Below are 25,067 nucleotides of genomic sequence, written 5' to 3'. Positions count from 1 at the left end.
CCTTCCCTCTGTCCTGTTCTGTCGCCATAATCTCCCTCTGTTTGTACAAGGTGCGCAGTATGACTGAACCCTCTCAGCCCCAACCTAATGTCGTCTCTTACTCTCGTCTGCTTGACCGTGCGATGCGTATTCTGGGTCAGCGCGACCACAGCCGTGCAGAGTTAGCGCGTAAACTGCAACAATCAGCGCAGCGTGCTGCGTGGGCGCAGAAAAAAGAGCCCGAAATTGTTACCGAAGCGTTGCTGGAACAGGTTCTTAACTGGTGTCAGGAAAGCGGCTGGTTAAACGACGAGCGTTTCACCGAACGATTTATTCAGAGCCGGAGCCGTAAGGGCTTTGGATCGCAGCGCGTGCGCCTTGAACTGGGCCAGAAAGGCATCGACCGTGAAGCCATTGATCTTGCAATGGAAGAGACTAAGGTAGACTGGGCGGCGTGCGCGGCTCAGCTGGCTGAACGAAAATTCGGACACCCGCTGCCCACAGAGTGGAAAGAGAAAGCGAAAGTACTACGCTATCTGCAGTCAAAGGGTTTTATGAGCGAAGATATCCAGTCCATTTTCAGAAATTTTGATGACTAAAAGCCGATGTAATTTTACTTCCCACTGAAGAAAATTTATCTTATTCCCACTTTTTGTTCCGCTAATCAGGCACCACCAGAATGTGGTCGCGCCGATCAGAGGGAACGTTCGTTAGCGTGATTCCAGGATATATATGAGCAAGAGCACTGCTGAGATCCGTCAAGCGTTTCTCGACTTTTTTCATAGCAAGGGACATGAGGTTGTAACCAGCAGCTCCCTCGTACCGAATAACGATCCAACGTTGTTGTTTACTAACGCCGGGATGAACCAGTTTAAAGATGTGTTCCTCGGTCAGGACAAACGTGACTACACACGTGCGACCACGTCACAGCGCTGCGTACGCGCAGGCGGCAAACACAACGATCTTGAAAACGTCGGTTACACCGCACGTCACCACACCTTCTTTGAAATGCTGGGTAACTTCAGCTTTGGTGACTATTTTAAGAGAGAGGCGATTGGTTTTGCCTGGGAACTGCTGACGAGCGAGCAGTGGTTCAGCCTGCCAAAAGAGCGTCTGTGGGTGACGATCTATGAAACCGACGATGAAGCCTTTGATATCTGGGCGAACGAAATCGGTGTGCCACGTGAACGCATTATTCGCATTGGCGACAACAAGGGCAGCGCGTATGCGTCAGATAACTTCTGGCAGATGGGCGATACCGGTCCTTGTGGTCCGTGCAGCGAGATTTTCTACGATCATGGCGATCACATCTGGGGTGGCCCGCCGGGCAGCCCGGAAGAAGATGGTGACCGTTACATTGAGATCTGGAACATCGTCTTTATGCAGTTCAACCGTCAGGCTGATGGCACCATGCTGCCGCTGCCAAAACCGTCGGTTGATACCGGAATGGGCCTTGAGCGTATTTCTGCCGTTCTGCAACACGTCAACTCCAACTATGAAATCGACCTGTTCCAGAAACTGATTCAGGCCGTGGCGCAGGTTACCGGTGCCACTGACCTCAGTAACAAATCGCTGCGTGTCATTGCCGACCACATTCGCTCCTGTGCATTCCTGATTGCCGATGGCGTCATCCCGTCTAATGAGAACCGTGGCTACGTGCTGCGTCGTATCATTCGTCGTGCCGTGCGTCATGGCAACATGCTGGGCGCTAAAGAGGCCTTCTTCTATAAGCTGGTTGCGCCACTTGTTGAGGTCATGGGTGCCGCAGGCGAAGAGTTACAGCGCCAGCAGGCTCAGGTTGAGCAGGTGCTGAAAAGCGAAGAAGATCAGTTTGCCAGAACCCTGGAGCGCGGACTGGCGCTGCTGGACGAAGAGCTGGAAAAACTGCAGGGCGACACGCTGGATGGCGAAATCGTCTTCCGTCTCTACGATACCTTTGGTTTCCCGGCTGATTTAACGGCTGACGTCTGCCGTGAACGCAATCTGAAGATCGACGAAGCCGGCTTTGAGCGGGCGATGGAGCAGCAGCGTCAGCGCGCACGTGAAGCGAGTGGCTTCGGCGCTGACTACAGCAACGTTATTCGTATTGATGCCGCCTCATCCTTCAAAGGCTACGACCAGCTCGATTTAGCTGCCACGGTGAAAGCGCTCTATGTTGCAGGCGAGGCGGTTGATGAAGTGACCGCGGGTCAGGATGCTGTGGTCGTGCTGGATGAAACGCCATTCTATGGCGAATCGGGTGGCCAGGTAGGCGATACCGGTCTGCTGAAAGGGAAGAATGCTGAATTTAGCGTCCAGGATACACAAAAATATGGTCAGGCAATCGGTCATGTCGGTAAGCTGACCGCAGGGCAGTTGCGTATCGGTGATCGCCTTGAGGCACAGGTTGATGCGGCACGCCGTGCGCGCATCCGTCTTAACCACTCTGCTACTCACTTACTGCATGCCGCCTTGCGTCAGGTTTTAGGTGAGCATGTGGCGCAGAAAGGCTCGCTGGTTAACGACAAGTACCTGCGTTTCGATTTCTCGCATTTCGAAGCGATGAAACCTCAGGAGATTCGTCAGGTCGAAGATATCGTCAATGCGCAAATTCGTCGCAACCTGCCGGTTGAAACCGAAGTGATGGATCTGGATGCGGCGAAGTCTAAAGGGGCAATGGCACTGTTTGGCGAGAAATATGATCAGCGCGTGCGCGTTCTGACCATGGGTGATTTCTCTGTTGAGCTGTGTGGTGGTACCCATGCTGCGCGCACGGGTGACATCGGGCTGTTCCGTATTCAGGCGGAGTCAGGTACCGCAGCCGGTATTCGTCGTATCGAAGCGATTACGGGTGAAGGCGCGCTGGCGCAGGTCAATGCGCAGAGCAGCCAGCTGCAGGATCTTGCGCAGCTGGTAAAAGCGAACAGCAGCAACCTGAATGAGAAAGTGCGTGGTCTGGTCGATCATGTACGGGCTCTGGAGAAAGAGTTGCAGCAACTGCGCGATCAGCAAGCCGCGCAGGAGAGCGCTTCACTGAGCAGCAATGCTATCGACATTAAGGGAGTGAAACTGCTGGTCAGTGAGCTCAACAATGTTGAACCGAAAATGTTGCGTACCATGGTTGATGATCTTAAGAATCAGCTGGGGTCGGCGATTATTGTGCTGGCAACGGTTACTGAAGGTAAGGTGTCGCTGATTGCGGGTGTGACCAAAGATCTGACTGACCGTGTTAAAGCGGGTGAGTTGATTGCCGGTCTGGCTCAGCAGGTTGGCGGGAAGGGCGGTGGCCGTCCTGATATGGCACAAGCTGGTGGTAACGATGCGGGTGCTCTGAAAGGCGCATTAGCAGGGGTTGAGGACTGGGTCAGCAGCCGTCTGTAAGTGAATTAAAACAAGGCATCGTAAAAAGCGTCAGAACGGTTGTTCCGGCGCTTTTTAATACGATGCTAAAGCAGCAAATGACAAAGTCAGGTTGATGTAGTGTATTTCGGCTAAACTAACTATCAGCAGAATGTATTGGCGCATCGATGTGCATTGGTGTATTTCTCATACACATTGTGCAGCGTTAAATGATGGATAATGCCGGGAGCCTGTACAAGCCCGACTCTTTTAATCTTTCAAGGAGCAAAGAATGCTTATTCTAACTCGTCGAGTTGGTGAAACCCTCATGATCGGTGATGAGGTAACTGTAACGGTGCTGGGTGTTAAGGGTAACCAGGTTCGTATCGGTGTTAACGCGCCGAAAGAAGTGTCTGTGCATCGCGAAGAGATCTATCAACGCATCCAGGCTGAAAAAACGCAACAAACCAGCGTTTAACGGATTCAGCGTCTCGCACCTGTGCGAGGCGCTACCGCTTTCTGTAAAAATCCTGCCTTTTCTTTCTACCTGTTCCTCCTCTGTTTTGTTAACGCCATCATCTTTCATTGTTGATAATTCACTCTTTTTGTCGCCATTTTGTCCCAATTGTGTGTGATTTGCTCAATCAAACAAAGTTTCGGAAAAATTGTTTGACTTAAAAGTCCGGGAAAGTAATATGTGCGCCACGCAGTGCCGATGAGCAGAAACAACGTTCAGACGCACAGTTCGAAAGAAAGCGTAAGGTGAGGTGGCCGAGAGGCTGAAGGCGCTCCCCTGCTAAGGGAGTATACGGTCAAAAGCTGTATCGAGGGTTCGAATCCCTCCCTCACCGCCATTTTCGATGCATCCATAGCTCAGCTGGATAGAGTACTCGGCTACGAACCGAGCGGTCGGAGGTTCGAATCCTCCTGGATGCACCATCGAAACAAAGCGAATTAGCAATTCCTTTCATGGTGAGTAGTTAGCACCCTGCGTTGTACAAGAATTTGTTTTATGCATCCATAGCTCAGCTGGATAGAGTACTCGGCTACGAACCGAGCGGTCGGAGGTTCGAATCCTCCTGGATGCACCATTCTTTGTAACATCCTCAGGTTGGTTTCTGTAAGTCCATAAAAAGTTGTACCTCAAAAGATAGACCCCAAAAGATAGGCCCCAATGCATCCATAGCTCAGCTGGATAGAGTACTCGGCTACGAACCGAGCGGTCGGAGGTTCGAATCCTCCTGGATGCACCATCTTCTTCTTTAGCCTCAAAATCCCTCAAAGTATCATGGCGCGATGATCGCTAAGACCTCACTAAACACGATAGCGTTACTTCCGTAACCGTCCGTACAGCAAACGCTGAGTGAGTATCCTGAAAAACCTCTGCAGTTTCCCTCTGGCTTCACACGCACTCTTTTCCTGTTTAATCTGCTCCATTGATTCATCATCCTGACTTAAGCGATCCGAAACGCCTGTTTCCCGCATCAACGCCTTCTGTTTTGCTGCCCATGCCCGTCCGCCGCCGCTTGTCTGCCAGAAGAATGTTAAAAAAACGCTGGAATTTCGTACGTTTATCGCTGGCCGTGCACGATCACCTTTATCTGAAAACAAAAATTGTTAATGCTTTCAAAGCATTTGCTGTTCATCCCCCCTGGCGACAACCTGTCCACATTAGGCTAAAGTAATGTCTCATTTGATGAATGTCCGGAGTGACAATGTACGATCAATATGACGCCCTGATTTTCGATATGGACGGCACGATTCTTGATACTGAGCCGACACATCGAAAAGCGTGGCGTCAGGTACTGACGCGTTATGGATTAACGCTGGATGAAGCACGTATTATCGACTTCAATGGCGCACCAACCTGGCGGCTGTCGCAGTTCATCATTGAATCCAATCAGTCGTCACTCGACCCTCATCTTCTTGCCGCAGAAAAAACCGCTGCTGTGAAAGCGATGCTGCTGGAAAACGTGAAGCCACTGCCTTTAATGGAGGTGGTGAAAGCGTATCACGGGCGTCGTCCGATGGCGGTCGGTACCGGAAGCGAACACAGCATGGCAGAGGCGTTACTGACGCAGCTGGGCGTACGTGAGCTCTTTTCGGCCGTCGTCGGTGCTGACGACGTACAGCGTCATAAACCTGAGCCTGAAACCTTCTTACGCTGCGCTGAGCTGATGGGTGTGACGCCGACACGTTGTGTGGTGTTTGAGGATGCGGACTTTGGTATTCAGGCAGCGAAGGCGGCAGGTATGGCTGTGGTGGATGTCCGCTTACTGTGAGTGACGTTCTTACCTATGCCTCGATGTTCGGCAGCAGCTTTTTAAGTGCAACGCTCCTGCCGGGAAGTTCTGAAGCACTGCTGATAGCACTATTGATAGCAAAAAAGACATCAGTTTACGGGTTGCTTTTGGCCGCATCACTGGGAAACACCTTGGGCGGCTTAACCAACATTCTTATTGGTCGCTTGCTGCCGTTAAAACGTCAGGGGCGATGGCATGACACAGCAATGACGTGGTTGCACCGACTGGGACCTGCAGCACTGTTATTCAGCTGGCTGCCAGTGATAGGTGATCTGCTCTGCGTTCTGGCAGGCTGGTTACGTTTCGCCTGGCTACCCGCGATGCTGTTTCTCGCTGTCGGCAAAACACTGCGTTATATCGTTATCGCGACTGCCACATTACAGGGTATGCAATGGTGGCATTGATTCGCACAGATTCGAGGCTACGGTTAACATTATGCTGAACAAAAATAAATTATTATCACAGCGGGGGGGTAATGTGATCCCGGACGTATCTAAAGCGCTCTCCTGGCTGGAAGCGCATCCCAATGCCCTTAAAGGTATTGGCCGTGGCATCGAGCGTGAAACGCTGCGTGTAGAGGCAAATGGCGAGCTGGCAAAAAGCGGTCACCCGGAATCTCTGGGGTCGGCGCTGAAACATGACTGGATCACCACTGACTTTGCCGAAACGTTGCTGGAATTTATTACGCCAGTGGATCACAGCATTGATCATATGCTGGCATTCCTGCGCGATATTCATCGTCACGTTGCCCGTGAACTGGGTGATGAACGCATGTGGCCATTTAGTATGCCGTGCGTGATTGACGATGCGGACAATATTGAGCTGGCGCAATATGGCACATCCAATATTGGTCAGATGAAGACGCTCTACCGCGAAGGGCTGAAAAACCGCTACGGCGCGTTGATGCAGACCATCTCCGGCATTCACTATAACTTCTCACTGCCACTCTCATTCTGGCAGGAGTGGGCTGACGTGAAAGATAAGGAAAGCGGAAAAGAGACCATCTCGGCGGGCTATCTGCGGCTGATCCGCAACTATTATCGCTTCGGCTGGGTCATCCCCTATCTGTTTGGCGCATCGCCTGCTATCAGCTCCAGCTTCCTGCAGGGCCGTGAGAGCGCGCTGCCGTTTGAAACCAACGACAAAGATACGATGTGGCTGCCGTACGCCACCTCACTGCGTCTGAGCGATTTAGGCTACACCAATAAATCGCAGAGCTCTCTGGGCATCACGTTTAACTCACTGGAAGGCTATGTCACTGCGCTGAAGAAAGCGATCAAGACACCGTCAGAAGAGTATGCAGCGATGGGCACTAAAGATGCCGACGGTAACTGGCTGCAGCTCAACACCAACGTGCTGCAGATTGAAAACGAGCTCTATGCGCCAATCCGGCCTAAGCGTGTGACACGCTCGGGTGAAGCGCCTTCTGATGCGCTGCTGCGTGGTGGTATTGAGTACATTGAAGTGCGTTCGCTGGATATCAATCCGTTCTCTGCAATCGGCGTAGATGAGAATCAGGTTCGCTTCCTCGACCTGTTCCTGATCTGGTGTACCCTGGCCGATGCGCCGGAAATGAGTGCAGATGAGTTGCAATGCACCCGTATAAACTGGAACCGGGTTGTGCTGGAAGGGCGTAAACCGGACCAGAAAATTGCCGTAGGCTGCGGAGAAGAGGAACATTCGCTGGTTGAAGTGGGCAAAACCCTGTTTGCCGATCTGCGTCGGGTTGCTGAAGTGTTAGACAGTCATAATCAGGACAGCACGGAATATCAGCAGGTTTGCGATCAACTGGTAGCATCGTTCGACGATCCTGAGCTAACCTACTCGGCGCGCATCCTTCAGGCAATGAAGGACAACGGTGTAACCGGAACCGGCGTGGCGCTGGCTGAACAGTATCGCCATCTGCTCTGCGAAGAGCCGCTGGAAGTGCTAACAGAAGAAGATTTCACGCGTCAGGCGCAGGCGTCTGTAGCTGCACAGCAGCAGCTGGAAGCGAATGATAAGCTGGATTTTGAAGCGTATCTGGCGAGCCGGGAAGGGTAGAAAAGAAAAAGGCCACATCAATGTGGCCAAATTAACATCTCTGTTGTCAGGGATGATGATAACAAATGCGCGTCTTTCATATATTCAGACGTTGGGCGAACAGAAAAGTTTCATCGTTTTAAAAAAAATTCTCAGAACAGGAGGTGACGTATGCCACTACTGGACAGTTTTACCGTTGATCACACCATCATGGGCGCACCGGCAGTTCGCGTGGCGAAAACCATGAAGACTCCGCATGGCGATACGATTACCGTTTTTGACCTGCGTTTTTGCCGCCCGAACATTGATATCCTCACTGAGCGTGGCATTCATACGCTGGAGCATCTCTTTGCCGGATTCATGCGTGATCACCTGAATGGTGATGGTGTGGAAATCGTCGATATCTCGCCAATGGGTTGCCGCACCGGCTTCTACATGAGCCTGATTGGTACACCAGACGAGCAGCGCGTTGCCAAAGCGTGGAAAGGGGCGATGGAAGATGTTCTGAAAGTGAAAGATCAGAACCAGATCCCTGAGCTGAATGAATACCAGTGCGGCAGCTACAAGCTGCACTCACTGGATGAAGCGCAGCAGATCGCCCGCAATGTGCTGGCGCATGAGATCGGCGTTAACCGCAACGAAGATCTGAAACTGCCTGCTGAAAAGCTGAAAGAACTGCACATCTAGTCAGGGCTTTGCTGCTAAAAAAAACGCCGCATCATGTCGATTGCGGCGTTTTTTTATCGCTTCAGGACCCTACCGATTTTTTCAGTGGCGTCTTCGGCGTGATGCGCACTTGTTTAATCATGTTGTCCTGCACGTCCAGAATATCGACGTTGTAGTGGCCGATCTGAACACGGGTGGCGATGGCAGGGATCTCTTCCAGCGCTTCCAGCAGCATGCCGTTGATGGTGCGCGCTTCCTGCTCTGGCAGCTGCCAGTTAAACGCCTTGTTAATTTCACGCACACTGGCGCTGCCTTCAATCAGCACGGACCCATCATTCTGCGGCATCACTTCTTCTGCCAGTGACGGTGACATGGAGGTGGTGAAGTCACCCACGATCTCCTCCAGAATGTCCTCTATCGTCACCAGCCCTTTGATGTCGCCATACTCATCCACCACCACGCCCGCTTTCTCTTTGTTGCGCTGGAACTTCACCAGTTGGGTGTTCAGCGGTGTCCCTTCCGGGATGTAGTAGATCTCATCGGCGGCGCGCAGCAGCGTCTCTTTGGTGAACTCTTTTTTCTCCGTCATCATGCGCCAGGCTTCGCGCACCCGCAGCATGCCGACGCAGTCATCCAGTGAGTCCCGGAATAGCACAATGCGACCGTGTGGCGAGTGGCTCAACTGGCGCACCACCGACTTCCAGTCATCGTTGATATTAATGCCGACGATCTCGTTACGCGGAACCATGATGTCATCAACGCTGACTTTCTCCAGGTCGAGCACGGAGAGCAGCATGTCCTGATTACGGCGTGACATCAGGCTACGTGACTCATAGACGATGGTACGCAACTCCTCTTTGCTCAGCGCGGAGTTAATGGCACTGTCAGCGCGGATACCCGCCATCCTCATCAGCAGACGGGTAATGGTGTTCAGTAGCCAGACCAGCGGCAGCATGATGTATTGCAGCGGCACCAGCAGCAGGCTGCTGGGAAAGGCGACGCGTTCGGGATAGAGCGCCGCCACCGTTTTCGGCAGCACTTCAGCAAATACCAGCACCACAAAGGTCAGGATACCGGTTGCGATGGCAACCCCTTCATCACCGTGAATACGCATGCCAACAATGGTGGCAAGTGCGGATGCCAGAATATTTACCAGGTTATTGCCGATTAATACCAGGCTCAGCAACCGGTCGGGGCGACGCAGTAACTTCTCCACCCGGCGAGCGGGGCGGCTGCCGTTTTTGGCCTGATGGCGCAGCTTATAGCGGTTAAGCGTCATCATTCCGGTTTCCGACCCGGCAAACCAGGCGGAAACAAGTACCATGACGCAGAGAATAATAATCAGCGTGGTGGTTGAAACATTCTCCAACGCAGAACTTCCTTTTTAACGAGAGGTGGGGACAAGCAGATGCTGCAGGATGCGACTGCCGAAGTAAGCCATGGTTAACAGCACCGCACCGCTGCAGTTAAACCAGACGACGCGGCGACCACGCCAGCCTTCATGATAGTGCCCCCAGAGCAAAACGATATAAACAAACCACGCGATGATGGAGAGCACGGCTTTATCGACGTTTTCTGCGCTGAAGAGATCCTGCATATAAAACAGACCGGTGCAGAGCACCAGCGTCAACAGCACGACGCCCACCTGGGTGATGTGAAACATCTTACGTTCAATGGTCAGCAGCGGCGGCATATCCTGTGTGAACGCCAGACGCTTGTTTTTTAACTGGTAATCGATCCACGCCAGCTGCAGTGCATAGAGTGCGGCAATAATCAGCGTCGCGTAGGCGAACAGCGACAGGCCGATATGGATCATCATGCCTGGCGTGGTTTCCAGATGGGTGATAAACGCATTGGGCACAAAGGTGGCGAAGGCCAGATTGATTAGCGCGAAGCTGTAGACAATCGGCAGTAGTAGCCAGCCACGGTTACGTGACGCCACAATGGTCATGATGGCGCAAATCAACAGGCTGACCAGCGAGCCTATGTTGAGCAGGCTTAAATTCTGTCCGCTATCAACAGCAAATATGCGTTGCTGCAAGGCCACCGCGTGTGTCACCAGCGCCACACAGGCAGAGAGCATCGCCATTCGCCGCCAGCCGCCGTTACGTTTCAACAGGCTGGGAATGATCAGGGCAAGACTTAAGGAGTAGGCGAATAGCGCCACTATCGCGAAAACGAACATAGATCCTTTCAGGTTCAGTCAGATAAGGAAAAAGGCAGTATAGCGCCAGCCGAAGCAGGCTCCAAACGATCTGAGGGGCAATTGCAGAGATCGCTGAGGCTTCGTGTTATAATCCGCCGCATTCTGCCGATCAGGCGCCTCGCGATCTTTTTTTTAGTGAGAGACCATGTTTGATAATTTAACCGATCGTTTGTCGCAAACCCTGCGAAACATCAGCGGCCGCGGAAGGCTGACTGAAGAGAACATCAAAGAGACCCTGCGTGAAGTGCGCATGGCACTGCTTGAGGCTGACGTTGCGCTGCCGGTAGTGCGTGACTTCATCAACCGTGTGAAAGAGAGCGCGGTCGGCCATGATGTGAATAAAAGTCTGACTCCAGGTCAGGAGTTTATCAAAATCGTTCGTAACGAGCTGGTTACGGCGATGGGTGCAGAGAACAATGCACTCGACCTGGCTGCTCAGCCGCCAGCCGTGGTGCTAATGGCGGGTCTGCAGGGTGCCGGTAAAACGACCAGCGTCGCTAAGCTGGGTAAGTTCCTGCGTGAGAAGCACAAAAAGAAAGTCTTAGTGGTTTCTGCCGACGTCTATCGTCCGGCGGCAATCAAACAGCTGGAAACGCTGGCACAGCAGGTGGGCGTGGATTTCTGCCCATCCGATCTCAGCCAGAAGCCGGTCGATATCGTTAACAATGCGCTGCGTGAAGCTCGCCTGAAGTTCTACGATGTACTGCTGGTGGATACCGCCGGTCGTCTGCACGTTGACGAAGCGATGATGGACGAAATCAAACAGGTTCATGCCGCGATCAATCCGGTAGAAACGCTGTTTGTGGTCGATGCCATGACCGGTCAGGATGCGGCAAACACGGCTAAAGCTTTTAATGAAGCGCTACCGCTGACCGGTGTTATCCTGACCAAAGTCGATGGTGATGCACGAGGCGGTGCGGCGCTGTCGATTCGTCATATCACCGGTAAGCCGATTAAATTTATGGGTGTCGGTGAAAAAACCGATGCACTTGAGCCGTTCTATCCGGAGCGTATTGCTTCGCGTATCCTCGGCATGGGTGACGTGCTGTCACTGATCGAAGATATCGAAAGCAAGGTTGACCGCGATCAGGCTGAGAAACTGGCTAAGAAGCTGAAAACCGGCGACGGTTTTGATCTCAACGACTTCCTTGAGCAGCTGAAGCAGATGCGCAACATGGGCGGCATGGCCAGCCTGATGGGCAAACTGCCCGGTATGGGACAGTTGCCTGACAATGTGAAGTCACAGATGGATGACAAAGTGCTGGTGCGCATGGAAGCGATCATCAACTCGATGACACGCAAAGAGCGTGAGAAACCAGAGATCATCAAAGGCTCACGCAAGCGCCGCATTGCGACCGGCTCCGGTATGCAGGTGCAGGACGTTAACCGCTTATTGAAGCAGTTTGACGATATGCAGCGTATGATGAAGAAAATGAAGAAGGGCGGTATGGCGAAAATGATGCGCGGCATGAAGGGTATGATGCCGCCAGGTTTTCCTGGCCGCTAAAGCGTTCCACAAAAAAGCCCGAAATGGCACGGTTTAGGTTGCTTTTTTCGCCAAAATGAGTAAAATTTTCGGGCTTTTTATACAGCACCCGGACCCCGTTCCTCGATGGGGGCCGGGTGTTTTATTAACTGAAGAGGATGTTATGGTAACAATTCGTTTGGCACGTCACGGCGCTAAAAAGCGTCCGTTCTATCAGGTCGTCGTCACTGACAGCCGCAATGCACGCAACGGTCGTTTTATCGAGCGCGTTGGTTTCTTCAACCCGATCGCATCTGGTCAGGCTGAAGGTCTGCGTCTTGATCTGGATCGTATCGAGCACTGGGTTGGCCAGGGCGCAACGCTTTCTGATCGCGTTAACGCGCTGGTCAAAGAAGCTAAGAAAGCAGCTTAATCTGTCACGGTGGTGAGCATGAGCAGACAAATTGCCGCACAGCCTCCTGTTAACCCGATTGTATTGGGTAAGATGGGAGCCGCCTACGGTATTCGCGGCTGGCTCAAAGTGTTTTCCTCCACTGAAGACGCTGAAAGCATCTTCAACTACCAACCCTGGTTCATCCAGCGCGCCGGTAAATGGCAGCAGGTCGAACTGGACGGTTGGAAGCACCACAATCAGGACCTGATCATCAAAGTCAAAGGCATTGAAGATCGGGATGCGGCGGCTCAGTTAACCAATTGCGAAATTCAGGTTGACTCGACGCAGTTGCCATCGCTGGAAGAGGGCGACTACTACTGGAAAGACCTTATGGGCTGCCAGGTAGTTAACCTTGAAGGCTACGAGATGGGTAAAGTCATCGATATGATGGAAACCGGCTCGAACGACGTTCTCGTCGTTAAGGCAAACCTGAAGGATGCATTCGGTGCTCAGGAGCGGTTAATTCCGTTTCTTGATGAACAGGTTATCAGGAAAGTCGATCTCTCTACTGGCATCATTGAGGTAGATTGGGATCCTGGTTTTTGATCTCCGAATCGAACGGTAACGTAACGGCGAATACAATGTGGATTGGTGTTATTAGCCTGTTTCCAGAAATGTTTCGCGCTATTACCGATTACGGGGTAACTGGCCGGGCTGTAAAAAACGGTCTGCTCAGCATTCAGAGCTGGAGTCCTCGTGACTTCACGCACGACCGGCACCGTACCGTGGATGATCGTCCTTACGGCGGCGGACCGGGAATGCTGATGATGGTACAACCCTTACGGGATGCCATCTCCGCAGCGAAAGCAGCGGCAGGTGATGGGGCCAGGGTGATATATCTTTCACCTCAGGGTCGCAAACTGGACCAACAGGGCGTTTGCGAACTGGCGGCACGGGACAAGTTAATTCTGGTCTGTGGCCGTTATGAAGGGATTGATGAGCGCGTAATCCAGACCGAAATTGATGAAGAATGGTCAATCGGTGATTACGTTCTCAGCGGCGGGGAACTGCCAGCGATGACGATGATTGACGCAGTCGCCCGGTTTATTCCTGGCGTGCTCGGCAAGCAGGCGTCAGCCGATGAGGATTCGTTCTCGGAAGGTTTGCTGGATTGTCCGCACTATACCCGACCTGAAGTGTTAGACGGCGTGGAGGTCCCGGCAGTATTACTGTCAGGAAACCATGCTGATATTCGCCGCTGGCGTCTGAAGCAGTCGCTAGGCCGTACCTGGCTGAGAAGACCTGAACTTCTGGAAAACCTGGCTCTGACTGAAGAGCAAGCAAGGTTGCTGAATGAGTTCCAGCGGGAATCTCAGCAGCAACAAAACGATGATGTGGAAGAGTAAGCTCTTCCCCGACTATCAGTTTACCCAGGATATGAGATTTAATTATGAGCAACATTATCAAGCAAATTGAACAAGAGCAGATGAAACAGGACGTACCTTCCTTCCGCCCGGGTGATTCCGTGGAAGTGAAAGTATGGGTCGTTGAAGGTTCTAAAAAACGTCTGCAGGCATTCGAGGGCGTGGTTATCGCTATCCGTAACCGCGGTCTGCACTCTGCATTCACTGTTCGCAAAATTTCTAACGGCGAAGGCGTTGAGCGTGTATTCCAGACTCATTCACCTGTAATTGACAGCATCGCTGTTAAACGTCGTGGCGCTGTGCGTAAAGCCAAACTGTACTACCTGCGTGAGCGTACTGGTAAGTCTGCTCGTATTAAAGAGCGTCTTAACTAAGGTATCGCTAACGCGACATCTAAAAGTTAATAGCAAACAAGGGGTTGGCGTGATGCCAGCCCCTTTTTTTTATGTCACTGTCAACCTTGCTGCCTACAGTTAACCGTCGTCCGGCCGCTGAAAATGATAAATCGCGGTATTAACCGGCCCTTCCTCTAATACAATCAGGCCATAGCGACAGCCAATGAACTGACCACCGCACTTCTCAGCCACGCCCCGACTGGCCAGGTTATCCTCTGCTGCCAGAATCTCAATCACCCGGGTCTCTGGGCGTGAAAACCCCAGCGGCAGCAACGCGGCCACCGCGCGGCTGGCGATGCCCTGACGCTGGGCATCACTGCGAACCCAATAGCCAATTGCGCTGGTGTCACCCGGATGACGGGCAAAGCGTATTCCTGCGCCCCCCAGCAGCTGGTCATGCTGATCAACGATGGCAAACTCTTCCGCTTCCTCTTTCATCCGTTGCCAGTGGGTAAAGCGGATCCAGCTTTCTGCTTCATGAGGCTGATAATCGTGATGCGCCCAGACCATCCATGGGATAAGGCTATCCAGCGAGGCATTAACCGCAGTGGTAAACGCAGATACGTCGCTGAGCTCAAAAGGTCGCAGATAAATATTTTGTGGTGATGGGTACATAACTCTCTCAGCGCGAACAGAATGATTCTTTTATTCTGCCTGTGGGTAGAAGAAAGGCAATAACCTTAACTGTAAACTTATTTGTACAATTGTCTTTGGTTTTTTGTGGTTGAGGTTTTTATTATATGCATGATTTTATTGTTTATTTTAAGTATATTTCGCACCCTTCTTGATCCGTGGTAATAAAACTGTACATATAATATTGCGCTATGTATTGCCTGTGATACAGTATTTGCATTCCTCAGTGAGGAGTCCATGACTGCCAATACGAGCCAAAGGATCGCCATCATGCAAAAAGACGCGCTGAACAATGTGCATATCGCCGGTGAACAGGTATTAATCACGCCTGAAGAGCTGAAAGCGAAGTTTCCACTGACCACTGAACAGCAGGATCAGGTCGCGGCGTCGCGCCAGACTATCTCTGACATTATTGCCGGCCGCGATCCGCGTCTGCTGGTAGTGTGCGGACCCTGCTCAATTCACGATACCGAAGTGGCACTGGACTATGCTCGTCGTCTGCAAACCCTTTCTGAACAGCTGAAAGATCAGCTCTTTATCGTGATGCGCGTCTATTTTGAAAAACCTCGTACCACCGTCGGCTGGAAAGGGCTGATCAACGATCCTTTCATGGATAACTCGTTTGATATGGAAGCGGGTCTGCACATTGCGCGCCAGCTGCTGGTGAACCTGGTTGAAATGGGTTTGCCTCTGGCCACTGAAGCGCTGGATCCCAATAGTCCGCAATATCTGGGCGACCTGTTCAGTTGGTCTGCCATTGGCGCACGTACCACTGAATCTCAGACGCACCGTGAAATGGCATCGGGCCTGTCGATGCCGGTAGGCTTTAAAAATGGCACCGATGGCAGCCTGGGAACGGCAATCAACGCCATGCGTGCTGCCGCAATGCCACACCGTTTTGTCGGGATTAATCAGGCCGGTCAGGTCTGCCTGCTGCAGACTCAGGGCAATCCGGATGGTCACGTGATCCTGCGTGGCGGCAAAGCGCCGAACTACGGTCCTGAAGATGTCGCGCAGTGTGAAAAAGAGATGCTCAAGGCGGGACTGCGTCCGGCCTTAATGATAGATTGCAGCCATGGTAATTCGAACAAAGACTACAGCCGTCAGCCTGGCGTAGCGGAATCCGCTATTGCGCAGATCAAAGACGGGAACCGTTCAATCATTGGCTTGATGCTGGAAAGCCATATCAATGAAGGTAACCAGTCTTCTGAGCAGCCACGCAGCGAAATGAAGTATGGCGTTTCCGTAACCGATGCATGCATCAACTGGGAAGTGACCGAAACGTTGCTGCGTGAAATGCATCAGGATCTGCAGGGAGTGCTGTCGGCGCGTCTGTCACAAGAGGTGTAAGAGCAATGGTGGCTGAACTGACCGCGTTACGCGATCAAATTGACAGTGTTGATAAAGCGCTGCTGGATCTGCTGGCTAAGCGACTGGAACTGGTGGCCGAAGTAGGTGAAGTGAAGAGCCGTTACGGCCTGCCTATCTATGTGCCTGAGCGTGAAGCGTCGATGCTGGCTTCGCGTCGCAAAGAGGCCGAAGCGCTCGGTGTACCACCGGATCTGATTGAGGATGTGCTGCGTCGCGTGATGCGGGAATCCTATACCAGCGAGAATGACAAAGGCTTTAAAACCCTCTGTCCTGAACTGCGCCCGGTGGTGATTGTCGGTGGTAAGGGCCAGATGGGCCGGCTGTTTGAAAAAATGCTCGGGCTATCAGGCTATACGGTTAAAACGCTGGATAAAGAGGACTGGCCTCAGGCTGAGACTCTGCTCAGCGATGCCGGAATGGTGATCATTAGCGTGCCGATTCACCTGACCGAGCAGGTGATTGCCCAACTGCCACCACTGCCGGAAGATTGTATTCTGGTCGATCTGGCGTCGGTCAAAAACCGGCCTCTGCAGGCAATGCTGGCTGCCCATAACGGGCCTGTGCTGGGTCTGCATCCGATGTTTGGCCCGGACAGCGGCAGCCTGGCAAAACAGGTGGTGGTCTGGTGTGATGGAAGACAACCGGAAGCGTATCAGTGGTTCCTGGAGCAGATTCAGGTCTGGGGTGCGCGTCTGCATCGTATCAGCGCTGTTGAGCATGACCAGAACATGGCATTCATTCAGGCGCTGCGTCACTTTGCTACCTTCGCTTATGGTCTGCATTTAGCCGAAGAGAACGTCAATCTGGATCAGCTGCTGGCGCTCTCGTCGCCAATCTACCGGCTTGAACTGGCGATGGTGGGGCGGTTGTTCGCTCAGGATCCGCAACTCTATGCGGATATCATCATGTCTTCAGAGAGTAATCTGGCGCTGATAAAACGCTATTACCAGCGGTTTGGTGAAGCGATTGCGCTGCTGGAGCAGGGCGACAAGCAGGCGTTTATCGCCAGCTTTAACCGGGTTGAACAGTGGTTTGGCGATCACGCAAAACGCTTTCTGGTCGAAAGCCGAAGCCTGTTGCGATCGGCCAATGACAGCCGCCCATAAATGACAGCCATCCATCAATGAAAAAGGCATCCAGTTGGATGCCTTTTTTCTTCTTTTTATTCGCCTGGTTCAGCGGGCACCACATTTTCGCTGGGGTAGCAGCCCAGTACCTTCAGAGAGCGGGTCATGGTCTGTAATTCCTGCAGCGCCTGCTGCATCCGCTCTGATTGCAGGTTGCCCTGCACATCTATGTAAAACATCTCTTCCCACGGATTACCATTAATCGGGCGGGACTCCAGCTTGCTCATAATCAGGTTGTGCTGACGCAGCACCAGCAGCGCGTCGACCAGCGCACCCGCCTGCTGGCCGGTTGCCATAATCAGCGTGGTTTTCGCTGGCACCTGGTCAGAAACCTCGATTGCTTTGCGGGCCAGCACGATAAAGCGGGTGTGATTCTGCTGCTGATTCGCCAGATTACGTTCCAGCACCTGCAGCTGATACAGTTCGCCGCCGGCCTCACTGCCCAGCGCCGCCACCTTAGGTGAGTTGAGCGCAGCCACTTTCTCCATCGCTGCCGCGGTACTCTCGGTGTATTCGATTTTCCAGTGCGGGAAACGATTAATAAACTGGCTGCACTGCTGGAACGGTTGAGGATGGCTGTAAACCGTCTCAATCTGCTGAAGATCGGTGGGGCCATTCACCAGCACGCAGTGGTCGATAGGCAATGTCAGCTCGCCCACGATTGAGAGGCTTGTCTGTTGCAGCAGATCGTAGACATCGTTGATCGAGCCTGAACTGGTATTCTCAATCGGCATCACGGCGTAATCAGCTACGCCATTTTCGACCTGTTTGATGATGTCGTGAAACTTCAGGCAGCCACACTCCACCATGCTATCAAAATGGCGCGACGCGTAGTTGCGTGCTGCAAGATGCGAATAAGAGCCTTTCGGGCCCAGGAAGGCGATACGGGCGGCATGCGCATGGGGATGGTTGAGGTTTTTTTGCAGCAGCGCTTGCTGAGTCAGCACGGAATCTTCAATTACCAGCTGGAACAGACGGGTGATGTAGTGCGCATCCAGGTTGTGTGCCTTACCCAGTACGATGAGATTCTCCAGTAGCGCGCGTTCGCGCTCCACATCCCGAATCGGGCGATGCGTCGCCAGTTTCGCTTGTGCAACTTCCACTGCCAGCAAACGACGCTCGGCCAGCAGCGTCAGAAGTTTTTTATCCACGGCGCTGATTTTGTCGCGTAGCGCCAGCAATGGATTATCGGGATTCATAGGGCTCACCTGTATGCTATCCAAAAAAAAAGCCTCCCGGTTGGGAGGCTTCTGTGTTCGTCTTCGCTTTCATTTTCACACGACGAATGGCCTCCCGTTCAGGGGAAGGTAAAAAAGAAAGCGAAGAAAAACAGATCAAGTTTCATGGTAATGTCCGAAAAGAGAGTGACCTGAGAGTAACCGTACTACTTAAAAGCTGTCAATAAAAAACGCGCCCGCAGGCGCGTTAAGAAACAGCGTTAAGAAAATCAGGACTCTTCGTCGGCGGGAATGATGTCTTTCACGCTGGCACTGGCGCGGCGTGCTTCAGACTTGTGCTGAACTTTATTCAGCTGACGCTCGAGCTTGGCAATCAAATCGTTGATAGCGGTATACATATCATCGTGCTTGGCGCTGGCCACCAGAGTCCCGTTAGGTGTGTTAATAGTGGCGTCAGCCACGAATTCTTTGGGCTCTTTGGAAAGGACAATATGTGGATTAATCAGGTCGGTTTGCCATTTTTCGAGCTTGGCGAGACGGTCTTCAACATGGCTTCGGATTGCCGGAGTGATGTCCATTTGTTTACTGGTAATGTTCAGAATCATCGTTCTTACCTCTCTGTCATTTCCGTCTTGGTCTTCTCAGCATAGCGCGAAAAAGCGTTCAATGTGGGATTTCGATCACGAAAAAATGTCACTTTTTGTCAGTCACAACATTCTGTGAGAAAGGCAGAGAAACTGGCCGAAATGGCTTGAAGCGAAACGATTAACACGGCATGCTTGATGAGTTAGCTCGCTGAGAACAGATCCAAATCTGACTGTTCTGTAAGCAAAAAAAAGCAGCCCTGAGAGGCTGCTTTTTTTATGGCTTAGAATCTGTCTGACTATCAGCTTTTGTTAGCAGCAATGATTTTCGCCACTTTATCGGCTTCAGCGTTCAGCTGCAGATTGCGGTAAGCATTCTCCATCAGCGGCAGGGCATCGTGTGTTGCCTGCGTATCCGGATAATCGCGCATCATACCTTCGACACGGTTAACAACCGCGACATAAGCCTCACGCTTAGTATAGAATTGCGCCACTGACAGCTCATATTTAGCCAGACGGTCTTTCAGATAGACCAGGCGTTTCTGAGCATCAGCCGCATACTGGCTGTTCGGGTAACTCCGCAGCAGCTGAGAGAAGTCGCGGAAAGCATCACGAGCGTGCGTCGGATCGCGGTCAGAACGATCAATACCAAAGAAGCCCTGCAGCGCGGAGTCATCCAGCGCCATGTCCGTCAGACCTTTCATATAGATGACATAGTCAATGTTCGGATGCGTGGGGTTCAGACGCATAAAGCGAGCAATGGCAGCCTGCGCCAGGGGCAGATCGGCATTTTTATAGTACGCGTAGATTAAATCCAGCTGCACCTGCTGCGAATAAGGACCGAACGGATAACGATTATCCAGCGCTTCCAGTTGCTTAATCGCAGCTTTAAAGTTACCGTCCTGCAGCTTTTGCTGCGCTGTAGCATAGATTTCAGAAGGCGGGCTGTCCGGTACCGCGTCATTTGAGCCGGAACAACCAACAAGTGCCAGGCTCAGTGTGGCAGCAGCCACCAGATGTTTCATACGCGTCATGACGAAGTGATTATCCTCAAATGTTATGGCGGAAGCTGTCCGTATAGCTCCCGGTAATGACCAGGTACGATAGCACATTATATTAAACGGCATCGCCGTGAAAACCCAACGTTAACGAAGAAGCTGTATATGGCACAACAAGTTCAACTCACCGCAACGGTATCCGAATCACAACTCGGACAACGCTTAGATCAGACTTTGGCGGAATTGTTCCCTGATTATTCACGTTCTCGCATAAAAGAGTGGATCCTCGATCGTCGCGTTACTGTAAACGGCGTCATGGTCGATACACCCAAAGAAAAAGTGCTGGGCGGCGAGCTGGTCGCGATTGACGCTGAGATCGAGGAGGCGCAGCGCTGGGAACCGCAGAATCTGCCACTCGACATCGTTTATGAAGATGAAGACATTATTGTCATCAACAAACCACGCGACTTCGTGGTTCACCCTGGCGCCGGTAATCCGGATGGCACGGTGTTAAACGCCTTACTTCATCACTATCCGGCGATTATGGATGTGCCGCGCGCGGGCATCGTACACCGCCTGGATAAAGACACCACCGGTTTAATGGTGGTCGCGAAAACCGTTCCGGCTCAGACGCATCTGGTGGACTCGCTGCAGCGTCGCGAAATCACCCGCGAATATGAAGCGGTTGCGATTGGCAATATGACTGCGGGCGGCACCGTTGAGCAGCCTATCAGCCGTCACTCAACCAAACGCACCCACATGGCGGTACACCCAATGGGTAAACCGGCGGTCACGCATTACCGCATCATGGAGCACTTCCGGGCCCATACCCGTCTGCGCCTGCGTCTGGAAACCGGTCGTACTCACCAGATCCGTGTGCATATGTCTCACATCAGCCATCCGCTGGTGGGCGATCCGCTTTACGGTGGCCGTCCGCGTCCGCCAAAAGGCGCGTCTGAAGCATTTATTACTACGCTGCGCGGTTTCGATCGTCAGGCACTGCACGCCACGATGTTGCGCCTCTATCACCCCATTAGCGGTATTGAAATGGAATTCCATGCTGCGCTTCCGCAGGACATGGTTGATCTCATCGCGGCGTTAAAAGCAGACACTGAAGAATTTAAAGACCAGTTGAATTGGTGATGAATCTGATTACTCCTCAATGGCCCGCTCCGTCACGCGTTCGGGCCTGCTCGACGCAGCGACAGGGCGGCATCAGCACATCGCCCTGGGATGCACTGAATATCGGCGGGCACGTGGGGGATAATCCGGATGCGGTGGCGCGTAACCGGCAGTTGCTGTTGGAAGAGGCGGGTTTACCTGCCATGCCGCAGTGGCTGGATCAGGTTCATGGCACTGAGGCTGTGCGTCTGACTGCAGGGGGAAGTACGCCATTACGTGCTGATGCCTGTATTACCGATCAGCCCGGTGTTGTCTGCGCCATCATGACCGCTGACTGTCTTCCGGTCCTGTTCTGTTCGCAGGATGGCACGGAAGTGGCGGCGGCACATGCAGGCTGGCGCGGACTTTGTGCGGGTATACTGGAAAATACGCTGGCGCAGTTTCGTTCGCCGCCTGATCAGATTCATGCCTGGCTTGGACCGGCAATCGGACCTGATGCGTTTCAAGTCGGCGAAGAAGTCCGTCAGGCCTTTATGGCTCAGGATCACAGGGCTGTGCAGGCTTTCCGTCCATCAGGTGACCGCTTTTACGCCGACATCGGCCTGCTGGCGCAGATGCGACTACAGGCAGCGGGCGTGAATTCAGTCAGCGCCAGCAGCCTTTGTACCTTTACGCAGCGCGACGATTTCTTCTCTTTCCGCCGCGATGGGATCACCGGGCGTATGGCAACTTTGATCTGGCTGTTATAACCTTACGCCATAAGACGGTCCAGTTAGCGTATTTTTTACTCAAATCTCAGGTCATTAACCTTGAAATTTTGAGGGATGACCTCATTTAATCTCCAGTAGCATTTTGACCTGTAATGGGAGGAATTATGCGTCTGGATCGTCTTACTAATAAATTTCAGCTGGCTCTCGCCGACGCGCAGTCCCTCGCTCTGGGACACGACAATCAATTCATCGAACCTCTGCATCTGATGAGCGCATTGCTCAAACAGGAAGGCGGATCGGTTTCACCTTTACTGACTTCGGCCGGTGTCGACGTTACGCCATTTCGCGCTCAGGTTGAGCAGGCTATTGATCGCCTGCCACAAGTTGAAGGCAGCGAAGGCGATGTACAACCCTCATCTGACCTCGTCCGGGTATTAAACCTGTGCGACAAGCTGGCACAGAAGCGCAACGATAACTTTATTTCATCCGAATTATTTGTTCTGGCCGCCCTGGAATCGCGGGGCTCACTGGCCGATCTGCTCAAAGCAGCGGGCGCAACGCGTGAAAAAATCACCAGTGCGATTGAACAGATGCGGGGAGGAGACAACGTGAACGATCAGGGGGCTGAAGATCAGCGCCAGGCTTTAAAAAAATACACTATCGACCTGACCGAGCGGGCAGAGAAGGGCAAACTCGATCCGGTCATCGGTCGTGACGAAGAGATTCGCCGCACCATCCAGGTTCTGCAGCGCCGTACCAAAAACAACCCGGTACTGATTGGTGAACCTGGCGTGGGTAAAACCGCGATTGTCGAAGGGCTGGCGCAGCGCATCATCAATGGTGAAGTGCCTGAGGGTCTGAAAGGACGTCGGGTACTGGCACTGGATATGGGTGCGCTGGTGGCCGGGGCGAAATATCGCGGTGAATTCGAAGAGCGCCTGAAAGGCGTACTGAGTGACCTGTCGAAACAGGAAGGCAACGTCATTCTGTTTATCGACGAGCTGCACACCATGGTGGGAGCCGGTAAAGCGGACGGTGCGATGGACGCCGGCAATATGCTTAAACCTGCGCTGGCGCGTGGTGAACTGCACTGTGTGGGTGCCACTACGCTTGATGAGTATCGCCAGTACATTGAAAAAGATGCCGCGCTGGAGCGTCGTTTCCAGAAAGTCTTTGTGGCTGAGCCGAGTGTGGAAGATACCATCGCCATTCTGCGTGGTCTGAAAGAGCGTTATGAACTGCATCACCATGTGCAGATCACTGACCCGGCGATTGTTGCGGCGGCGACCCTGTCTCATCGTTATATTGCTGACCGGCAGCTGCCGGATAAAGCGATTGACCTGATCGATGAGGCAGCTTCCAGCATTCGTATGCAGATGGACTCGAAGCCGGAATCACTGGATCGCCTGGAGCGCCGTATCATTCAGCTGAAGCTGGAGCAGCAGGCGCTGAAGAAAGAGGCGGACGATGCCAGCATCAAGCGTCTTGAAATGCTGGAAACCGAGCTCAACCAGAAAGAGCGCGAATACGCCGAGCTGGAAGATGAGTGGAAGACAGAGAAAGCCTCGCTTTCCGGCACGCAGAACATCAAAGCGGAACTTGAGCAGGCGCGTCTGAATTTAGAGCAGGCACGTCGCCAGGGTGACCTCGCTCAGATGTCAGAGCTGCAGTACGGTAAAATTCCGGCACTGGAAAAACAGCTAGCCGCAGCGACTCAGGCGGAAGGCAAGACCATGAAGTTACTGCGTAACCGGGTAACCGATGTGGAGATTGCCGATGTGCTGGCACGCTGGACCGGTATTCCGGTCGCACGAATGATGGAAGGTGAGCGCGATAAGTTACTGCGCATGGAGCAGGACTTACATGGCCGGGTCATCGGACAGGATGAAGCGGTTGAGGCGGTATCAAATGCTATTCGCCGTAGTCGCGCAGGCCTTTCTGATCCAAACCGGCCTATCGGTTCCTTCCTGTTCCTGGGGCCAACCGGGGTCGGTAAGACGGAGTTGTGTAAAGCGCTGGCTAACTTCCTGTTCGACAGTGACGATGCGATGGTTCGTATCGACATGTCTGAATTTATGGAAAAACACTCAGTATCACGGCTGGTGGGTGCACCTCCGGGTTATGTCGGCTATGAAGAGGGCGGTTATCTGACCGAAGCTGTGCGCCGTCGGCCTTATTCGGTCATCCTGCTGGATGAAGTAGAGAAAGCGCATCCTGATGTCTTTAACATTCTGCTGCAGGTGCTGGATGATGGGCGTCTGACGGATGGGCAGGGCCGCACGGTCGATTTCCGTAACAGCGTGGTGATTATGACCTCTAACCTGGGATCAGATTTAATCCAGGAGCGGTTCGGCAATCTCAGTTACCCGGAAATGAAAGATATCGTGATGGGTGTGGTCGGACAGCATTTCCGTCCTGAGTTCGTCAACCGTATTGATGAGGTGGTGGTGTTCCATCCGCTGGCTGAGAAACATATTGCGTCCATTGCGCAGATTCAGCTGCAGCGGCTGTACAAACGTCTGGATGAACGGGGTTATCAGCTGCACATCTCTGATGATGCGATCAAACTGCTGGCGGAGAACGGGTATGATCCGGTCTACGGTGCACGTCCGCTGAAACGTGCGATACAGCAGCAGATCGAGAACCCGCTGGCTCAGCAGATCCTTGCCGGTTCGCTGGTGCCAGGCAAAACCATCGAAATGGATGTGGAGAACAACATCATTACTGCACATCAGTAAGGGTGTGGAATGAAAAACGGGCCTCTGGCCCGTTTTTTTTGCCCTTTTGAGGGGGTTTTGCTTATTTAATACTCCTTTTGAGTGCAAAATGAACGGTCAGTAAAAAAGTCTCAATTTGCACTTGCGCTATCTGAGCCGTTCCCTATAATGCGCCTCCACTGACACGGCAAACCGGAAACGGAAAACGGGTCAGGAGGCACAGGAGACTGCGCCGCCGGAGAAAAACTTCTGAAATAGAGGTTGACTCTGCAGGAGGAAAGCGTAATATACGCCACCTCGCGACAGGACGCTAACGCACTGTTCGCACTGCTCTTTAACAATTTATCAGACAATCTGTGTGGGCACTCGCAGGATTGATATCAGCGTCTCCGGACGTAAAAAATATCAAGCCTCACGAGTGAACACATAATGAAATTCATTATGACGTTTTACAG

The 25,067-nt window shown here is 52.6% G+C and carries 24 protein-coding genes, 4 tRNA genes and 1 other annotated feature; of the genes, 21 read left to right on the top strand and 7 right to left on the bottom strand.

Going from position 1 to position 25,067, the window contains the following annotated elements; genetic code table 11:
• The first annotated feature begins 59 nt into the window (after positions 1–59).
• The 11 genes from LC417_RS13890 to luxS all read left to right on the top strand — a co-directional run bounded on the left by LC417_RS13890 (position 60) and on the right by luxS (position 8,309).
• Positions 60–578: a regulatory protein RecX gene (locus LC417_RS13890; protein WP_223566046.1), complete on the top strand. Its 519-nt coding sequence runs from the start codon at positions 60–62 to the stop codon at positions 576–578.
• Between the two features lie 133 nt (positions 579–711).
• Positions 712–3,339 (top strand): alanine--tRNA ligase, encoded by a 2,628-nt coding sequence (gene alaS / locus LC417_RS13885; RefSeq protein WP_010672120.1) that lies wholly within the window; start codon positions 712–714, stop codon positions 3,337–3,339.
• A gap of 250 nt (positions 3,340–3,589) precedes the next feature.
• A complete protein-coding gene (gene csrA / locus LC417_RS13880) occupies positions 3,590–3,775 on the top strand; it encodes a carbon storage regulator CsrA (protein WP_008927091.1) in 186 nt (61 codons plus the stop codon).
• Between the two features lie 283 nt (positions 3,776–4,058).
• A tRNA-Ser gene (locus LC417_RS13875) sits at positions 4,059–4,151 on the top strand.
• A gap of 8 nt (positions 4,152–4,159) precedes the next feature.
• Positions 4,160–4,236, top strand: a tRNA-Arg gene (locus tag LC417_RS13870).
• Between the two features lie 75 nt (positions 4,237–4,311).
• Positions 4,312–4,388: transfer RNA gene (locus tag LC417_RS13865), tRNA-Arg, on the top strand.
• Between the two features lie 85 nt (positions 4,389–4,473).
• Positions 4,474–4,550 (top strand) — tRNA-Arg (locus LC417_RS13860).
• Positions 4,551–5,012: 462 nt separating this feature from the next.
• Positions 5,013–5,579, top strand: a complete 567-nt coding sequence (gene yqaB, locus LC417_RS13855) for a fructose-1-phosphate/6-phosphogluconate phosphatase (RefSeq protein ID WP_010672119.1) — start codon at positions 5,013–5,015, stop codon at positions 5,577–5,579.
• On the top strand, positions 5,576–6,004 hold the full coding sequence (locus LC417_RS13850; RefSeq protein ID WP_010248498.1) for a YqaA family protein: 429 nt from the start codon (positions 5,576–5,578) through the stop codon (positions 6,002–6,004). Before yqaB ends, LC417_RS13850 begins: the two co-directional genes overlap by 4 nt.
• 31 nt (positions 6,005–6,035) lie before the next feature.
• Positions 6,036–7,643 (top strand): glutamate--cysteine ligase, encoded by a 1,608-nt coding sequence (gene gshA / locus LC417_RS13845; RefSeq protein ID WP_050680043.1) that lies wholly within the window; start codon positions 6,036–6,038, stop codon positions 7,641–7,643.
• Between the two features lie 150 nt (positions 7,644–7,793).
• Complete coding sequence (gene luxS, locus LC417_RS13840) at positions 7,794–8,309, top strand: S-ribosylhomocysteine lyase (RefSeq protein WP_009086888.1); 516 nt, start codon at positions 7,794–7,796, stop codon at positions 8,307–8,309.
• 61 nt (positions 8,310–8,370) lie between these two features.
• On the opposite strand, the gene LC417_RS13835 is transcribed toward luxS, so the two are convergent.
• A complete protein-coding gene (locus tag LC417_RS13835; RefSeq protein WP_223566045.1) occupies positions 8,371–9,657 on the bottom strand; it encodes an HlyC/CorC family transporter in 1,287 nt (428 codons plus the stop codon).
• Positions 9,658–9,672: 15 nt separating this feature from the next.
• A complete protein-coding gene (locus tag LC417_RS13830) occupies positions 9,673–10,473 on the bottom strand; it encodes an inner membrane protein YpjD (RefSeq protein WP_010248489.1) in 801 nt (266 codons plus the stop codon).
• Positions 10,474–10,639: 166 nt separating this feature from the next.
• Here LC417_RS13830 and ffh point away from each other — a divergent pair, with 166 nt between their 5' ends.
• The 5 genes from ffh to rplS all read left to right on the top strand — a co-directional run bounded on the left by ffh (position 10,640) and on the right by rplS (position 14,151).
• Positions 10,640–12,001, top strand: a complete 1,362-nt coding sequence (ffh, locus tag LC417_RS13825; protein ID WP_010248486.1) for a signal recognition particle protein — start codon at positions 10,640–10,642, stop codon at positions 11,999–12,001.
• A gap of 142 nt (positions 12,002–12,143) precedes the next feature.
• Positions 12,144–12,392, top strand: coding sequence for a 30S ribosomal protein S16 (rpsP, locus tag LC417_RS13820; protein WP_003849041.1), 249 nt, complete (start codon positions 12,144–12,146; stop codon positions 12,390–12,392).
• Between the two features lie 18 nt (positions 12,393–12,410).
• Positions 12,411–12,959: a ribosome maturation factor RimM gene (gene rimM / locus LC417_RS13815; RefSeq protein WP_010248480.1), complete on the top strand. Its 549-nt coding sequence runs from the start codon at positions 12,411–12,413 to the stop codon at positions 12,957–12,959.
• A gap of 35 nt (positions 12,960–12,994) precedes the next feature.
• Positions 12,995–13,759 carry a tRNA (guanosine(37)-N1)-methyltransferase TrmD gene (gene trmD, locus LC417_RS13810; RefSeq protein ID WP_010248477.1) on the top strand — a complete coding sequence of 255 codons (765 nt, stop codon included), beginning with the start codon at positions 12,995–12,997 and terminating at the stop codon, positions 13,757–13,759.
• A gap of 44 nt (positions 13,760–13,803) precedes the next feature.
• Positions 13,804–14,151, top strand: a complete 348-nt coding sequence (gene rplS / locus LC417_RS13805) for a 50S ribosomal protein L19 (RefSeq protein WP_003849035.1) — start codon at positions 13,804–13,806, stop codon at positions 14,149–14,151.
• A gap of 99 nt (positions 14,152–14,250) precedes the next feature.
• Here rplS and LC417_RS13800 read toward each other — a convergent pair whose 3' ends face one another.
• Positions 14,251–14,787, bottom strand: coding sequence for a GNAT family N-acetyltransferase (locus tag LC417_RS13800; RefSeq protein ID WP_010248470.1), 537 nt, complete (start codon positions 14,785–14,787; stop codon positions 14,251–14,253).
• Positions 14,788–15,075: 288 nt separating this feature from the next.
• On the opposite strand from LC417_RS13800, the gene LC417_RS13795 reads away from it, so the two are divergent.
• Together LC417_RS13795 and tyrA are read left to right on the top strand one after the other, a co-directional pair.
• The gene (locus LC417_RS13795) at positions 15,076–16,155 is read left to right on the top strand and encodes a 3-deoxy-7-phosphoheptulonate synthase (RefSeq protein WP_010672116.1); all 1,080 of its coding nucleotides are present in this window, start codon (positions 15,076–15,078) and stop codon (positions 16,153–16,155) included.
• Between the two features lie 5 nt (positions 16,156–16,160).
• On the top strand, positions 16,161–17,282 hold the full coding sequence (gene tyrA / locus LC417_RS13790) for a bifunctional chorismate mutase/prephenate dehydrogenase (protein WP_010248465.1): 1,122 nt from the start codon (positions 16,161–16,163) through the stop codon (positions 17,280–17,282).
• 56 nt (positions 17,283–17,338) lie between these two features.
• Here the strand turns inward: tyrA and pheA are convergent, their stop codons facing one another.
• The 4 genes from pheA to bamD form a co-directional block, all read right to left on the bottom strand.
• Positions 17,339–18,502: a bifunctional chorismate mutase/prephenate dehydratase gene (gene pheA, locus LC417_RS13785; protein ID WP_010248448.1), complete on the bottom strand. Its 1,164-nt coding sequence runs from the start codon at positions 18,500–18,502 to the stop codon at positions 17,339–17,341.
• A 22-nt stretch (positions 18,503–18,524) separates the two neighbouring features.
• Positions 18,525–18,649, bottom strand: a sequence feature (Phe leader region).
• The gene (gene pheL, locus LC417_RS13780) at positions 18,601–18,648 is read right to left on the bottom strand and encodes a pheA operon leader peptide PheL (RefSeq protein WP_187507180.1); all 48 of its coding nucleotides are present in this window, start codon (positions 18,646–18,648) and stop codon (positions 18,601–18,603) included. Its footprint overlaps the feature before it by 48 nt.
• Positions 18,650–18,750: 101 nt before the next feature.
• Positions 18,751–19,086 (bottom strand): ribosome-associated translation inhibitor RaiA, encoded by a 336-nt coding sequence (gene raiA, locus LC417_RS13775; protein WP_003849030.1) that lies wholly within the window; start codon positions 19,084–19,086, stop codon positions 18,751–18,753.
• Between the two features lie 281 nt (positions 19,087–19,367).
• Complete coding sequence (bamD, locus tag LC417_RS13770; protein WP_010248444.1) at positions 19,368–20,099, bottom strand: outer membrane protein assembly factor BamD; 732 nt, start codon at positions 20,097–20,099, stop codon at positions 19,368–19,370.
• 129 nt (positions 20,100–20,228) lie between these two features.
• Here bamD and rluD point away from each other — a divergent pair, with 129 nt between their 5' ends.
• The 3 genes from rluD to clpB all read left to right on the top strand — a co-directional run bounded on the left by rluD (position 20,229) and on the right by clpB (position 24,633).
• Positions 20,229–21,206: a 23S rRNA pseudouridine(1911/1915/1917) synthase RluD gene (gene rluD / locus LC417_RS13765; protein ID WP_010248442.1), complete on the top strand. Its 978-nt coding sequence runs from the start codon at positions 20,229–20,231 to the stop codon at positions 21,204–21,206.
• The gene (yfiH, locus tag LC417_RS13760) at positions 21,206–21,934 is read left to right on the top strand and encodes a purine nucleoside phosphorylase YfiH (RefSeq protein WP_187511458.1); all 729 of its coding nucleotides are present in this window, start codon (positions 21,206–21,208) and stop codon (positions 21,932–21,934) included. Before rluD ends, yfiH begins: the two co-directional genes overlap by 1 nt.
• A gap of 113 nt (positions 21,935–22,047) precedes the next feature.
• Positions 22,048–24,633 (top strand): ATP-dependent chaperone ClpB, encoded by a 2,586-nt coding sequence (gene clpB / locus LC417_RS13755; RefSeq protein ID WP_029519628.1) that lies wholly within the window; start codon positions 22,048–22,050, stop codon positions 24,631–24,633.
• Positions 24,634–25,067 lie beyond the last annotated feature (434 nt).

It is taken from the genome of Pantoea sp. OVA07A, assembly GCF_019969975.1.
Lineage (GTDB): Bacteria > Pseudomonadota > Gammaproteobacteria > Enterobacterales > Enterobacteriaceae > Pantoea > Pantoea agglomerans.
The sequence above is the reverse complement of the archived record's forward strand: the minus strand, read 5'-3'. Positions and strand labels throughout refer to the sequence as shown.

What these genes read in the sequence shown, in the direction of transcription:
- LC417_RS13890 (WP_223566046.1), top strand. Translation starts at nt 60, where the DNA reads ATGACTGAACCCTCTCAGCCCCAACCTAATGTCGTCTCTTACTCTCGT.
- alaS (WP_010672120.1), top strand. Translation starts at nt 712, where the DNA reads ATGAGCAAGAGCACTGCTGAGATCCGTCAAGCGTTTCTCGACTTTTTT.
- csrA (WP_008927091.1), top strand. Translation starts at nt 3,590, where the DNA reads ATGCTTATTCTAACTCGTCGAGTTGGTGAAACCCTCATGATCGGTGAT.
- yqaB (WP_010672119.1), top strand. Translation starts at nt 5,013, where the DNA reads ATGTACGATCAATATGACGCCCTGATTTTCGATATGGACGGCACGATT.
- gshA (WP_050680043.1), top strand. Translation starts at nt 6,036, where the DNA reads ATGCTGAACAAAAATAAATTATTATCACAGCGGGGGGGTAATGTGATC.
- luxS (WP_009086888.1), top strand. Translation starts at nt 7,794, where the DNA reads ATGCCACTACTGGACAGTTTTACCGTTGATCACACCATCATGGGCGCA.
- LC417_RS13830 (WP_010248489.1), bottom strand. Translation starts at nt 10,473, where the DNA reads ATGTTCGTTTTCGCGATAGTGGCGCTATTCGCCTACTCCTTAAGTCTT.
- ffh (WP_010248486.1), top strand. Translation starts at nt 10,640, where the DNA reads ATGTTTGATAATTTAACCGATCGTTTGTCGCAAACCCTGCGAAACATC.
- rpsP (WP_003849041.1), top strand. Translation starts at nt 12,144, where the DNA reads ATGGTAACAATTCGTTTGGCACGTCACGGCGCTAAAAAGCGTCCGTTC.
- rimM (WP_010248480.1), top strand. Translation starts at nt 12,411, where the DNA reads ATGAGCAGACAAATTGCCGCACAGCCTCCTGTTAACCCGATTGTATTG.
- trmD (WP_010248477.1), top strand. Translation starts at nt 12,995, where the DNA reads ATGTGGATTGGTGTTATTAGCCTGTTTCCAGAAATGTTTCGCGCTATT.
- rplS (WP_003849035.1), top strand. Translation starts at nt 13,804, where the DNA reads ATGAGCAACATTATCAAGCAAATTGAACAAGAGCAGATGAAACAGGAC.
- LC417_RS13800 (WP_010248470.1), bottom strand. Translation starts at nt 14,787, where the DNA reads ATGTACCCATCACCACAAAATATTTATCTGCGACCTTTTGAGCTCAGC.
- LC417_RS13795 (WP_010672116.1), top strand. Translation starts at nt 15,076, where the DNA reads ATGCAAAAAGACGCGCTGAACAATGTGCATATCGCCGGTGAACAGGTA.
- tyrA (WP_010248465.1), top strand. Translation starts at nt 16,161, where the DNA reads ATGGTGGCTGAACTGACCGCGTTACGCGATCAAATTGACAGTGTTGAT.
- pheA (WP_010248448.1), bottom strand. Translation starts at nt 18,502, where the DNA reads ATGAATCCCGATAATCCATTGCTGGCGCTACGCGACAAAATCAGCGCC.
- raiA (WP_003849030.1), bottom strand. Translation starts at nt 19,086, where the DNA reads ATGATTCTGAACATTACCAGTAAACAAATGGACATCACTCCGGCAATC.
- bamD (WP_010248444.1), bottom strand. Translation starts at nt 20,099, where the DNA reads ATGACGCGTATGAAACATCTGGTGGCTGCTGCCACACTGAGCCTGGCA.
- rluD (WP_010248442.1), top strand. Translation starts at nt 20,229, where the DNA reads ATGGCACAACAAGTTCAACTCACCGCAACGGTATCCGAATCACAACTC.
- yfiH (WP_187511458.1), top strand. Translation starts at nt 21,206, where the DNA reads ATGAATCTGATTACTCCTCAATGGCCCGCTCCGTCACGCGTTCGGGCC.
- clpB (WP_029519628.1), top strand. Translation starts at nt 22,048, where the DNA reads ATGGGAGGAATTATGCGTCTGGATCGTCTTACTAATAAATTTCAGCTG.